The sequence below is a fragment of the Novosphingobium sp. PASSN1 genome (assembly GCF_002278815.1).
Genome location: NZ_NKIS01000001.1, coordinates 1 through 12670 on the forward strand (window position 1 = coordinate 1; position 12670 = coordinate 12670).

Annotated in this window: 11 protein-coding genes; 1 reads left to right on the top strand and 10 read right to left on the bottom strand. The window is 62.1% G+C overall.

Annotated features, from left to right (window positions below):
• The first annotated feature begins 105 nt into the window (after nucleotides 1-105).
• Complete coding sequence (locus tag CFE35_RS00005; RefSeq protein WP_292926649.1) at nucleotides 106-552, top strand: helix-turn-helix domain-containing protein; 447 nt, start codon at nucleotides 106-108, stop codon at nucleotides 550-552.
• 16 nt (nucleotides 553-568) lie between these two features.
• Here the strand turns inward: CFE35_RS00005 and CFE35_RS00010 are convergent, their stop codons facing one another.
• The 10 genes from CFE35_RS00010 to CFE35_RS00055 form a co-directional block, all read right to left on the bottom strand.
• Nucleotides 569-1666 carry a PepSY domain-containing protein gene (locus tag CFE35_RS00010; protein ID WP_292926651.1) on the bottom strand — a complete coding sequence of 366 codons (1098 nt, stop codon included), beginning with the start codon at nucleotides 1664-1666 and terminating at the stop codon, nucleotides 569-571.
• Nucleotides 1667-1698: 32 nt separating this feature from the next.
• Complete coding sequence (locus tag CFE35_RS00015; RefSeq protein WP_292926654.1) at nucleotides 1699-3735, bottom strand: TonB-dependent receptor; 2037 nt, start codon at nucleotides 3733-3735, stop codon at nucleotides 1699-1701.
• Nucleotides 3736-3759: 24 nt separating this feature from the next.
• A complete protein-coding gene (locus tag CFE35_RS00020; protein ID WP_292926656.1) occupies nucleotides 3760-4194 on the bottom strand; it encodes a DUF2244 domain-containing protein in 435 nt (144 codons plus the stop codon).
• A gap of 97 nt (nucleotides 4195-4291) precedes the next feature.
• A complete protein-coding gene (locus CFE35_RS00025; protein ID WP_292926658.1) occupies nucleotides 4292-4459 on the bottom strand; it encodes a hypothetical protein in 168 nt (55 codons plus the stop codon).
• Nucleotides 4460-4574: 115 nt separating this feature from the next.
• Nucleotides 4575-4973, bottom strand: coding sequence for a hypothetical protein (locus tag CFE35_RS00030; protein ID WP_292926659.1), 399 nt, complete (start codon nucleotides 4971-4973; stop codon nucleotides 4575-4577).
• A gap of 271 nt (nucleotides 4974-5244) precedes the next feature.
• A complete protein-coding gene (locus CFE35_RS00035) occupies nucleotides 5245-6357 on the bottom strand; it encodes an NAD(P)-dependent alcohol dehydrogenase (protein WP_292926662.1) in 1113 nt (370 codons plus the stop codon).
• A 50-nt stretch (nucleotides 6358-6407) separates the two neighbouring features.
• Nucleotides 6408-7664 carry a cytochrome P450 gene (locus tag CFE35_RS00040; RefSeq protein WP_292926664.1) on the bottom strand — a complete coding sequence of 419 codons (1257 nt, stop codon included), beginning with the start codon at nucleotides 7662-7664 and terminating at the stop codon, nucleotides 6408-6410.
• A gap of 121 nt (nucleotides 7665-7785) precedes the next feature.
• Nucleotides 7786-8868: a phosphotransferase gene (locus CFE35_RS00045; RefSeq protein ID WP_292926666.1), complete on the bottom strand. Its 1083-nt coding sequence runs from the start codon at nucleotides 8866-8868 to the stop codon at nucleotides 7786-7788.
• Between the two features lie 148 nt (nucleotides 8869-9016).
• A complete protein-coding gene (locus tag CFE35_RS00050) occupies nucleotides 9017-10039 on the bottom strand; it encodes a LysR family transcriptional regulator (RefSeq protein WP_292926668.1) in 1023 nt (340 codons plus the stop codon).
• 192 nt (nucleotides 10040-10231) lie between these two features.
• Entirely contained in the window at nucleotides 10232-12505 is a 2274-nt protein-coding gene (locus tag CFE35_RS00055) for a TonB-dependent receptor (RefSeq protein ID WP_292926670.1), read from the bottom strand.
• Between the last annotated feature and the right edge of the window lie 165 nt (nucleotides 12506-12670).

Consider the following 12670-nt stretch of genomic DNA (forward strand, 5'->3'; position numbering starts at 1 on the left):
ATCATCCGGCCACAAGGCTCGACGAGCTCCTGCCTTGGAACTGGGCGCCGCGCTCCGAAGCAATCGCCGCATAAACCCGGCCTACGCTCCGGTCGGGATCACGCCGTGGCCTTCACCGGATGGATACTGAAGCACCAGAGAAACCCCAAAAAAGCCTTGAAGGTCACCGTGACCTTCTCAGGCTCCGATGAGCCAATCATCTGCCGATCCCGCGTTAAAGTTCCATTTGTGGATGTGTCCGCGGTCAGAGCTAGGACCGGGATGTCACAAGACGAGTTCGCGGTGAGCATCGGTGTCCCGGTGGGCACCGTGACAAACTGGGAACAAGGCCGCCGGCAACCGACAGGGGCAGCTAAGGTCCTACTCGCATTGCTCGCGAAGAAGCCGTCCTTAGTTGCGGATCTCTATCCAGCACCGCGCCCTCAGCCTCGATGGGCACCGGGCGGACCCGATCCGAGCAAAATGACGGCAGAGGAGCGGCTCTCAGAAGTGGGGCAGATCTTGGCTGTCGGTATTCTACGGATGCGTAAAAATCCGCCTGATAATGGCTGATTATACATGCGGATCGTCAGGCGGGCGGACGACTTGCTCTTTGCATTAAGCGCCAGCGCAGGAGCCCAGTGCCAAAAAGCAGCAGTGGTACAAGCCCGACAAGCGCAACCAGCAGACGACCGATTAGCCCCGCCGCGGATCCGTCGTGTAGCGGATGAACCCAATTGTTGACTGCAGTACCTGCTCGACTTTTCCGTGCATCTTGAACTGCCAACACCTTTCCGGTGGCGCCGTCGACCCAGACGAAGCTGTGCGGAAACCGATAACTGGGATCCCCGGGAACCTGCATTCGCAACCTATAAGTGCCTCCCGCTAATGGAGGAGTTTCTATCCAAGCAATCCTCGCTTGCGAAAGGGCCCTCTTCGCCGCGCTGATCGCCTGGGAAGGGACAACAGCATGTGTCGTAGGGGCTTCTTCTGTGCCTGCCCGATGGACATGGGGGGCGCTATCCACTGGCAAACCAATGGCGTTAAGAGTAGTGTCGCTCTGCTCGGGAAGTTCGAGCATAATGCCGGTCGCTGTCAAAAGAATCAGGAAAGCCAGCCCCGACAGACCAGTTATCTTATGCCAATCACGCAAGGTGCGCTGGGGTTGGCCATGGCGCTTGATGCGCAGCGCCTTTGCCCAAGACCCCCGCGGCCACCACGCCCAAAGCCCGCTGAGCAACAATGCCAGAAGCGCAAAAGCCAGCCAGCCCAGCACTTCTCCGCCTATCTCGCCCAGCAACAACCGGTAGTGTAGGTCGTAGATGAAAGTCATCGCGTACTCGCCCCAATAATCACGGCGCAGTACTTCGCTGCCGTCGGGAGAAAGCCAAACCATCATCGGGCGGAACGCATGGCCCGCGCGCTCCGGTGGATCGTAGTAGCGAGCAGGAATTGCTCCGGGATCGTCGGTGACCTCAAACCGCCATGGCCCCATCTTTTCCGGATAGGCAGTACGAACCGTTGCCAAGGCTCGGTCCCAGTCAGGTGGAGCCGAGCCCTCCACCCGGATTTCGGGATGCAGCAGCGCATCAATCTCCGGATAGAAGGCTAGGACCGACCCCGTCAGACCCAGCAGGACAAACAGGCCGCCCAGAGCAAACCCCAGCCAAAGATGGAGTTTGCGCACCCCGCGGCGCAATCTGTCCCCCGGTTGCCGCATCAGAAGCGCAGCCTGACGCTGGCAGTGACGTTTCGGCCGTTGGCCGGGCTGTGCAGGGATTGCGCACCATCCCACCAGACGTATTCGTAAAAGTCGTTACCGAGGTTCTTGACCGTGAGGCCGAGTTCGACCTTTTCGTTGAGGCGATAGGTGGCGCTTGCGTCGAAAACGGTCATCTCGCCCCATTTGCCTTCGGCATTGGCGCTCGAAAGGTAATAGGAGGACTGCCCGCGTCCGCTGAGGGACAAGGTCAGCGCTTGAATGGGCGACCAGTCGATGCCGCCCGACCAAAGCCACTGCGGCGTGTGATCGATGCTATTGCCTGCATATTGCGGGGTTGCCGGCGCAGGCACAGTGATGATCGCTTCCTGCCAGGCAATAGCTCCCCAGACATTCAGGCCCGGCATCGGCCGCACGCTGGCTTGCACATCGACACCCTTGCGGTTCGTTGAACCGACATTCTCGAAATCGCCGAGCGGATCATTCAGCTTACGTGCGATCTCGCCGGTTGCGCTCTGCTCCCAATAGGCGACACGCGCTTCGAACACATCACCCAGCTGGTACTTTCCGCCCAGTTCCCATCCTTCGTTGATCGATGGCGCGAGGTCTACGGCGCGCGGCGGAATCAGATAGGCGCCGGAGCCAAGCCCGATCTGGAAGGTCTTCCCCCAGTTGCCATAGAGCGTCAGCCCCTCAACTGGCAGGATGGCGATCGAAAGCTTGGGCTGGTCGATACTCCCATAGTCATTGATCGGTGCGGTGGTCGAATTGAGGCGATTGTTGAAATTGCCGCCAACCCAGTCAACCCGATAGGCGGGCGTAATGCGGAGCCATGGCGCAGGTTCAAGGATCGCCTGGACATAGGCCCCACCTATCGTGAGATCGAACTGCTGATTGCGCGTTTGGCTGGTGGGGACCCGAGCAACCGATAGCCAGCGCAGTGAACGATTGTCCTGCCACTGGACATCGCCGCCGGCCTCCAACATCAAGTTCATCCCCGCTACATCGCCATGCCAGTGCAATGCACTCGAGACGCCGTAATGATCCTCTTCGGTCAGGCGGCGCTGCTGTGAGGCGCCTGCGGAGAACTTGACGTAACGATCGTCACGCAGGCGATTGAAATAGGCCGAACTCGACCAATCGAGCCGGTCGGAGAAGGCAACATCAGCGGTAATCGCATATTGCTGGATCTCGCGCGTATCACCATCAGACGCATTGTACGCATTGGTCATACGGGGATTGGAGCGGCTGTCGGCAAAGGTGAGATAGCCTGGTTCCAGCGCGTCTGCCTTATAGTAGCGAGCAATCGCGCCCAGCTTCACGTCTTCGCCCAGTGCCAACCCCCATTTGCCCGACAGGCTCAGCCGCTGTGCGTCCGCATGATCACGATACCCGCTGCTATCGCGATAAGCGACCTGATAGTTCTGGGTGACATTGCCAGTTTCTAGGCCAGCAACAAGTTGGCCTTCGATTGTATTGTAGCTGCCGACCGATCCACGTGCATCGAGATAGGTGCCGCCCGAACGGGTGATGATGTTAGCACTGCCCGCAATGGCGTGCAGTCCATAGCGAGGGTCTGACGTGCCACGTACCACCTCGATGGTCTCGATGTTGAGCGGAAAGACCATGTCGATATAGGGCATGTTGCCGTCGTTGCTGTTCGACGGAACTCCATCGATCAGCAGCTTCACTGCATTGATGTTCCCCTCGCCATTGAAGCCGCGCATCGAGAATTTTCCGCTGGTCGTACCCTGATTGAAATCGGTGACCTGGATGCCCGGCATCTGCCCGACAAGTTCGAAAACATTGTCGACGTCAGCGTTCTGCGCGATATCACCACCCATGCGGTCGACCGAGGTCAAAACGTTGTTGGTGTTCCCGGCCATTCCACGCGCGGTGACGATAATTTCGCCGACCGAAAAGCTTGTGTCAGCCTGCCGCTTTTCTTCCTTGTTCGTTACTTCCTGGGCGAATGCCGCACTGGATAGAGTTGAAATTGCCAGGCCAGCGGCAATGGCGATCATGGATGTCTTCATTGTATTTTCCCCTTCAAATGGAATTCAGTTCCGCTGCGACTGCAGCGCGTGTTGGATTTGCGGCGCGATTGCGCGTCGTTCGGCAGCCCCCAGGCATATGCCGATGGGGTGACGTTCCTGACGGAACACCAACCACAGGCGGCAATCGCCGTCGGGTCGTTCTTGGGTCTCGAGGCGGGTCCAGTAGGCCGGCAGTGCAATCTTGCTGCTCCGCCCCTTGGCATCGATCCGTTCAAGCTCGATGCGGTCAGAATGGAATTGCAGTCGCTCTTCTGGTGGTCGGGAGCGACTGAACATGTGCAGGGCGACATAAAGACCGCCAATGTCGAGCGCACTGAAGATCAGCACGGGCCATGCGCCGATCATGGCAAAGCGCAGCGACATGACAGCGGAAACTGCCACCGCGATCCACAGGATACGCTTCGCACTCCACGGCAAGGCGGAGCGCGGCGCCGTCATCGAGATAACGGGCCGGCTGGCTCCGTAATAGGTTGGGTCCCAAGGGCCTTTTGCGGAATTTGCCCCGCCTGAACTTTGGCAAACATAAGGCATGGCGTCAGCCTACCTTGACCAGAAAAAAGTCCGGCTCCGGGAAACGCAGATTGTGAGCAGCGCCAGCCGCATAGTGGACCAGCAAGAAGGCAACCACCAGCCGCCACGCCCAGCGCCGAACCGTGCGCAGTTGCTCGATTTTGGGCGATATCGCCCCTGTATCCGTAGTCATGATGAAACCTGTTCACTGAGGTCTGACCATCCGAAGCGGATGTCAGACGCGCGCGCAGGCACAGCCTGAGCGCAGGTCAGCAGCGAACGAGGTTTGGAGTGTCCGCTGCGCGAGCTCAGCTCAGCGCAGGCGGCCCTTGGGATGGCGGCGGCGGCGCCGCGAGACGGCTGATCGTCAGATCGGCAATCGCCGTGCCAACGAAGATGGTCAGGCCGTAAACGAAAGGCAGGATGGTCGGCAGGTCCGCGGCAGAAATTAGACCGTGGCCAAGACACGCGGCAAACGCGCAGGGGCTTTCAGCGGTATGCTGCCCCTCATTGCCGGTGGACTTCTTACCGATATCGATAGTGACCGTCTTGCCGCTCATGCCCGAGCACAGCTCGACGACGATGCCGTTAGAACTGACCGTAGGCATAAAGCCCGTCGGGATCAGGATACGCAGGGTGAGTGCGAGCAGGACGGCGATCGCAAAAAGCGATTTCCCTGCCTTCGAATCTCGGACCCATGCGTTCATGGAACGTCCCGCTAGCGCAAGAATTTTACGTTGTCACCTGATTGCGGGTCAGACGACCAACTCTAAGAAGCGGTTTGCCAGACAGCCATCCCACCCAGGGGCCAGCTTGGAGTGTGCAAATCAACCGAAATCAAGCACGTAGTAGGAAATATAAACGTGTAAAAACAATATGATGTGCCGAGAGAGAGTTGGCTGGGGGGCGCTCTCGCACCGCCATTTGCCTTTGCCCCCGATGCGATTGCGTCGAACCGGTTGCAGCTGACAGCGCAAATCAGGGGATCAGCACGACCTTGATGCAATCTCCGCGCGCCTGCGCGGCAATCGCCTCGTTGATCTGGCTCAGCGGATAGGTGTGGATCAGCCGGTCGAACGGGAACTGCCCGGCGGCGTGGAGCGCCAGCAATTCGGGGATGAATTTCTGCGGCACGGCATCGCCCTCGATGATGCCGATGATGCGCAGGCCCGGTGTCATCAGCGCGGCAATATTGACCGAAAACGCCGCGCCCAGATCCTTGGGCACGCCGACCAGCCCGATCAGGCCATGCGGCGCAAGATTGGCCAGCCCGGTTTCGATCACGCCGACATTGCCGGTGGTGTCCAGCGCGAAGTCTACCCCCAGCGGCAGGATCGCACGCAGGGCTTCGCCGAGGTCGCCGGCAGCGGGATCGATCGCATGGGTTGCGCCCAGTTCGATCCCGATCGCCCGCCGATCTGCCACGGGCTCCACCAGAATGATGGCGCTGCACTCGCGCACTTTTGCCGCCATGACGGCGGCCAGCCCCACCGGTCCGCCGCCGAACACCACGATGCTCGATCCGGCGCGGCAGTCCATGGACTTCATCACGGCGCCGGCCCCGGTCATCAGGCCGCAGCCGAGCGGGCCGAGGAGTTCGAGCGGCAGCGCGGTTTCGGGCACTTTCACCACGTTGCGCGCGCGCGTCATGGCCAAGGTGGCGAACGAGGACTGGCCGAAGAAGTGCGAGGAGATGCGCGCGCCATCGCGCGATGCATAGGCGGTCGAGCCATCGTCCAGCCGCATGCCGGCGTAGTTCATCGGCACGAACTGGAGGCAATAGCTAGGCAGGTCTTCGGCGCAGCGCGGGCAGGTGCCGCAGGAGGAGAAGCCGAGGATCACCCGGTCGCCCGGAGCCAGTCCGGTCACGCCCTCGCCAATGGCTTCGATCACGCCGGAACCCTCGTGGCCCAGCACGGCGGGCTTGGCGAAGGCGTCGAACTGATCGCGGAACACGAGGTCGGTGTGGCACAGGCCCACTCCCGCGATGCGCACCAGCACTTCGCCCGCGCGCGGGGCGGTGACGACCACGTCTTCCACGGTGAACGGCTGGTTTGCGCCATGAGCCACGGCAGCTTTGCAGGTCGACATGTCCATCACTCCAAGGCCAGCTGGGACGCGACGACCCCGCTGGCAACAGGCTATGTGCGCGCCGTGAAGCTGATCGGCAACCGCTTCAGGCCCGATACGAAGTTTGCCTCTACCCACGCCGGTGCGCCCGCCAGCTGAATATCGGCGGTGCGTTCCAGCAGTTCCTTGAACAGGAGCCGCATTTCCAGCTTGGCCAGCATGTTGCCGAGGCACAGGTGGGGGCCATAGCCGAATGCGATGTGCTTGCGCGCATCGGCGCGGTCGACGCGGAAGTCGAACGGCGCATCGAATGCCGTCTCGTCGCGGTTGCCCGATGGGTAGCACATCATCAGCGAATCCCCCGCGCGGACCTGCTTGCCGCCCACGACGCAATCGGCCACCGCCGTGCGGAAGAAGTGCTTGACCGGAGAAGTCCAGCGAATGAACTCCTCCACCGCATTGCCGATCAGTTCCGGGTCTGCGCGCAGCCGTGCCATCTGGTCCGGGTTCTGCAGCAGCGCCAGCAGTCCGCCCGAGATCGCCGAACTCGTGGTGTCATGGCCTGCCGCCGCGACGATCAGGTAATAGGCGTTGCGTTCGCTGTCGCCGATGGGTTTGCCGTCGATGGTGGCATTGGCAAGGATCGAGGCCACATCGTTGCGCGGATTAGCGCGGCGATCCTGCGTGATCCTATCGAAGTAGGCGTTGAACGCGGCGAATGCCTCGACCATCGAGGCCATGGCATCCCCGCCGCCCGTTTCGGCATCGGTGCTGCCGAACAGTTTTTGCGACAGGCGCAGCATCAAGGGCTCGTCTTCCTGCGGCACGCCCAGCACGATCATGATCGTGCGCAGCGGATACCAGGCTGCGATTTCCTTGGCGAAATCGCAGCTCCCGCCCGAGGCGAGCATGCGGTCGACGGTCTCGCGCGCGAGCGCCGCGATCTCGGTCTCGAGCGAGCGAACGCTTTTCGCGCCGAACCAGGCCGAGGTCAGCGCGCGGTAGGCGCGGTGGTCGGGATCATCCATGGCCACCAGATTACGCGCGAAATTGCGGCTTCCGGTCTGCGCGAACAGCATTTCCTCGTCGGCGATGGAGACGAGGAACTGGCGCGGATCGTTGAGGAAGTTGGCGGGATTCGATTCCACCGCCATGATATCGGCGTGGCGCGTCACGGCCCAGAACGGGCGAAAGTCGCGCGGGCTTGTCCAGTGCACCGGATCATGCGCGCGCAGCTGCGCAAAGGCGCGGTGGTAGGCGTGTTCATCCCCATAGGTCCGGGGATCGACGATCACTTCGTCAATATCGTCCTGCAATGTCAGCGCCACGAAACTGTCTCCTTCTCCCGCGCTGCATTGTGCAGAGCGCGGGCGGACGGGTCCAATCGGGGATCGAACCGCATTTATCGGCGGCACCGATTGGTAGCACGGGCGATCCCGCGAGGCTGGTTCATCCGCGCAGCAGCGCGAGGGCATCGTGATCCAGCACATGGGTAACGAAGCGGTCGAGCATCGTCAGGAACAGGCGGTCGCCGCGCTCGGTCCGCTGCACCAGCATCGCCGCGCCGACGGCAACGTTGATCCCGGCGAAGGTGAAGTGGCGATAATCCTGCTGTAATTCCACAAAGGTGTAGTCATCGACGCCAAGACGGACCAGCTCGTCGTGGTAGATACGCAGCATGTCCGGCTCCAGCGCCCGGCGCTCGGCGGGATCGCAGGCACCGCCGATGAGATAGGCGATATCGACCGCGCCCCAGCCCAGCGCGACCGATTGCCAATCGACCACGGTAAGCCGGTCTGGCCCGAGCAGCATGTTGTCCGGCCGGTAATCGTTGTGGGTGACGCAGCGCGCCGAGGAGCGGGGACGGGCAAAGACCTCGTAGCGTTCGGCGAGCGCATCGCAGACCTCGATCTGGCGGGCATCCAGCCGATCAGCGTAGCGATCGCGGAAAGCGGGCCAGGCCGCCCGCAGCACTTCGGGCTGGTAGAACGGCTGGGCGATCCTCCCGGCATCGAGCCAGGCAAGGTCCGGCCTGTCGTCGGCGTTGCGGAAAGCGGCGTGGAGCCGCGCTCCCTCGATCACGCCCTGCGTCATTTGCGGGAGGGACAATCCGGTGAACTGATCCCCCGGCGCATCGGGCGCGAGGTCTTCGAGGAGCAGGACGAAGCCGCCGTCCGCGTCCATGCGGGCACCGTAATAGCCTGCCGTGCGCAGTCCGGCGCGGCTGGCGAGCTCGTCGTAGAAGCGCACTTCGCGTTCGTAGAGCGACCAGTTCCGGGCAACGTCACGGCTGGCCGCGTCGGCTGAGGCGAACTTGGCGATCACGGTGGCAGGGCCGCTCGCCCCCGGGGCATAGCGCAAGGCCAGCCGCGCCGTCTCGCCCAGTTGACCGGCCCCTACCGGGGACACATCGAGGCTGGCGACTTCGCCGATTCCCCGCTCGCCCAGCACGGCATTCAGCCAGTCACAATCCAGTTCGGCAGGACGCGGCACTGCAACGCGGCCTACCAGGCTCGCCGGGGCGATCGACATTCAGCTCTCCCATGGACAATCGACGTCTGTTTTTTGCGTCCAGCAGCGTTCCGCAGCCTGAGCGCAGGGTCCAATCGGGCTTTGCTGCGCAATCATCGGCGGTCTCGATGAATGCGCCGCATCGCCGCACTCCCCCGCGCCAGTCCGCTCAGGAAACGACCGTTAGCCGGGATCGAGGGTCTGCCGGTGCTGCATGTGCAGGCCGGAAGGCCGTCTGGCTGCGGGTGGCTTCCCATTCGCGAACAAAATCGAAGAAGCGCCGCGCCGCTGTGTTGGGAGCAGTGCCCAGCACCAGCGCAAGGTCCATGTGGAAATCCATGCCCTCGACAGACCGCTGCACCATGCCCGGTAGATTGGGGAACCAGTTGATGCCCAGCGCTGGCATGCCGTGGCGCAAGGCATAGCGTTCGATAGCCATGGCGTTGCCCTCCGCCGAAACCAGCGGCTTTGCGCCAAAGCTCAGCAGGAAATTGGCAATCGGGTTGACGAACCGCTCGCCGTGTTCGGCGCTCAGCATGGCGATGGTCTGCCCCGCGAGCTGGTCCGGCGGGATGACATCAAAGCGCGCGAGATCGGAGTGTTCCGGCACGAGCAGGCCAATCGGCTGGCGGCGCAGCAGGACCCGCTCCAGCGTATCGGGATAGATGACCTCGTTGGCAATTTCGCCGAGGCGGAGATGCCCGAGGAACTCGGCTGGCGCCATGGGCACCGGAACGCCGAGCAGCAGTGCGGCATCGAGCCTGCCGCCGAGGAGTTCGCGCACCTGATCGGTTTGCAGCCGGTTGTCGACCGTGAGGCGGATATCGGGACGGGCCGCGGCGAAGGCATCGAGCATCTCGATCCGGTCGGGCAGGTCCATCGTATACATGGCCGCACCCAGTCGGAACCGATGCTTCATCTGCTCGGCCATGCGCTCGGCCAGTTCGCGAACATCCGAAACCTTGCCCAGCAGTTCGAGCACTGGCGGAAGCAGCAGCCGGCCTTCGTCGGTCAGCGAAATCTGGCGGGTGGTGCGCTCGAACACGGCAAAGCCCAGCGAGGCTTCCAGTTCCTTGATCTGTCCGGACACGGTGGGCTGGGTCAGATGCAGCGATTCTGCGGCACGCGTGACCGAGCATTCGCGGGCCACTGCCGCAAAACTGCGCAGCAATTTCAGGTCGACATGAAACATCCCGGACTCCCCCGCGTCACCTTGTTGTGGTTTCCTGCCGCAGTGCTCGGCACGGCATACGCCTTCACCCGATCAACACAATAGGCGCTAATCCTCCGCGCTTCAGGCGTATTGCTCCGCCCCCGAAAACATGAAACCCCGGCCGGGCGAACCGGCCGGGGCGACATGCAGCGCCTTGAGGGAAGGCGGCCGTCAGAAGCGGTAGCCGAAGCTCGCCCCGAAGGTGCGCGGCGGCGACTGGATCAGGTAGACGTAGCCAAAGGCACCCGTCAGATCGAGGCCGTCGGCGAAGGTCTTGGCGTTGAACGCGTTCTTCATCCACGCCCGCACCGAGTAGCGCTCGGTGTCGTAGCTGATCTGCGCGTTGACCTTCGCGAACGCGTCCTGATGCAGGAACTGCTGGTTGTTGGTGTTCTCGTAGGGCGAGTAGTAGACCTTGCTCGTGTAGACGATCGAGGGCGAGAACGAGAACGTGCCGCTGCCTGCCTTGGCGAACTGCCAATCCATCTGCCCGCTGGCCTGGAACTTCGGCGCATAGGCCATCTGGAAGCCCGAAATATCGCCGAACAGCAGCTTGCCGTCCTTGTACTTCGGATCGAGGAACGAACCGTTGACCGAGAAGCGCAGGCCGCTCGTCGGGCGCAGGGTGAAATCGAACTCGAAGCCCTTGATTTCCGCCGAATTGACGTTCTCGAGGATGGTGTTCGCGCCGTTGACCTCGTTGATCTGCTGGTTCTTGTACTTCATCAGGAACGCAGCAACCGAAACGCTGAGCATGTTGTCGAGGAACTTGCCCTTCGCGCCGATCTCGAAGGCATTCACCTTTTCTGGCTCTGTCGCGGTGATGGGCCCGGTGAAGCACTGGCCGCACAGCGAAGCGCCGCGATAGCCGCGGTTGTAGCTGGCGTAGACGATCTGGCCGCCATCGAAGGTGTAGTTGATCGCAGCGCGTGCCGTCAGGGCCTGGCTGTTCTTCTTGATGTCCGGCCCGGACTTGTAGCGGCCAGTGGTCGCATCATACGAGCCGAGGAAGTAGAGCGGCGACTTGTCGAACGGGAAGACCGAGGTATCGCGCGTGCCGTTGTTGAGCGCGGCCGGCCCGAGGTACGAAGCGTAGTTGTCGTACTTGAGCTTGTCCCAGGTGTAGCGCAGGCCAACGGTCACGTTGACATGGCCGAACTTCTGGTCGCCCTGCGCGAAAATCGCGCTGGAACGGCGGGTCTGGTCGTAGAGCTGGTGAATGTTCGACGCGCCGTTGACGAGCCAGTAGTAGCTATCCGAGTTGATCTTGTCGTAGCCGTAGTACCCGCCGACCTGCAGCTTCGTGGTGTCACCCGTGTAGCTGGCGCGCAGCTCCTGGTTGAACATCTTGAAGCGGTTGCCATACGAGGTATCGAGCAGCTGGGTAAACGCTGTCGCCGAAGTCAGGCCGGTGCCTTCCTGCGTGAAGTTCTGGTCCGCGTGGTCGTAAGACGTCAGCGAGAACAGCGACACCGTATCGGACAGCTGGTACTTGATGTTGAGCTGTGTGCCGTAGGTATAGACGTAGGACCGGCCAAGGCGCGGGCTGTCCGTCTCGAAGAACGACAGGCCCTTGGCGGCGCGGCCCGTGCCCTGCAGCGGGCTTGCGCCATTGGGACCGGTGCCCTGGTTGAAGATGCCCGCCTGGGTCGGATCGGACTTGCCGATCGATGCCTTGATCGTGATGTCGAGCTTCTCGGTCGGCATCAAGCGCAGGATGGCGCGGCCGGCGATCGAATTGGTCGAGCTGGCAGCGGGTTGGTCAAGCGCGCGGTTCTTGATGTAGCCATCGCCGCGGGCATAGTTGAACGAGACGCGCAGGCCGGCCTTGCCTTCTGAAAGCGTGGTTTCGACCGCGCCGTCTGCAGAGAATGTGTTGAAGCGGGCATAGCCCACATCGACATAGCCGTTGCTGCCCGAAAGGCTGGGCTTGCGCGAAATGAAGTTGATCGCGCCGCCGGTCGTGTTGCGGCCATAGAGCGTGCCTTGGGGGCCTGCGAGAACTTCGATGCGTTCGAGATCGAACATGCCGAGGCCCTGCACGGCGCGCGCCGAGATATAGGCGTCATCGGTGTAGACGCCGATGGGCGAAGCCTGGTTGAAGTTGTGTTCGTTGCCGACACCGATGCCGCGCAGCGTGAAGTTCGGCATGGAATCGCCGTAAGGGCTGTTCACCTGCAGCGACGGGACTTGTGCCGCCAGCGAGATCGCATTGGTGATGCCGCGCGCACGCAGGTCGTTCTGCGAGAGGGTGGCCATCGAGATCGGAACCTTGAGGATCGATTCCGACCGGCGCTGCGCGGTCACGACGATATCGCCGCTGGTGTCGGTGGTGGATGTGGCCGCAGGCTGCGCATCGGCGGCCTGTGCGTATGCGGTGCCGCCCATCCCGGCAGCGATAACCGATGCCAGGCAAACGCCGGACATGAATTTCAGATTTGCCATTCTAAACCCCTCCCATAATTCATTTTCGAGATTGTTGTGGCGGGCGTCTGCGTGACATCCTTGCCGGGTAGGCAAAGTCGCAAAGGCCCCCGATCGCACTCGGATTGCTGCCGTTCCTGCTGTGCCGATGCGGATTTATCCAATCGGCTTTGACCATGAATCCAT

Excerpts from the sequence above, each read along its gene's own strand:
- CFE35_RS00015 (WP_292926654.1), bottom strand. The coding sequence starts at position 3,735 with ATGAAGACATCCATGATCGCCATTGCCGCTGGCCTGGCAATTTCAACT.
- CFE35_RS00020 (WP_292926656.1), bottom strand. The coding sequence starts at position 4,194 with ATGACGGCGCCGCGCTCCGCCTTGCCGTGGAGTGCGAAGCGTATCCTG.
- CFE35_RS00025 (WP_292926658.1), bottom strand. The coding sequence starts at position 4,459 with ATGACTACGGATACAGGGGCGATATCGCCCAAAATCGAGCAACTGCGC.
- CFE35_RS00030 (WP_292926659.1), bottom strand. The coding sequence starts at position 4,973 with ATGAACGCATGGGTCCGAGATTCGAAGGCAGGGAAATCGCTTTTTGCG.
- CFE35_RS00035 (WP_292926662.1), bottom strand. The coding sequence starts at position 6,357 with ATGTCGACCTGCAAAGCTGCCGTGGCTCATGGCGCAAACCAGCCGTTC.
- CFE35_RS00045 (WP_292926666.1), bottom strand. The coding sequence starts at position 8,868 with ATGTCGATCGCCCCGGCGAGCCTGGTAGGCCGCGTTGCAGTGCCGCGT.
- CFE35_RS00050 (WP_292926668.1), bottom strand. The coding sequence starts at position 10,039 with ATGTTTCATGTCGACCTGAAATTGCTGCGCAGTTTTGCGGCAGTGGCC.
- CFE35_RS00055 (WP_292926670.1), bottom strand. The coding sequence starts at position 12,505 with ATGGCAAATCTGAAATTCATGTCCGGCGTTTGCCTGGCATCGGTTATC.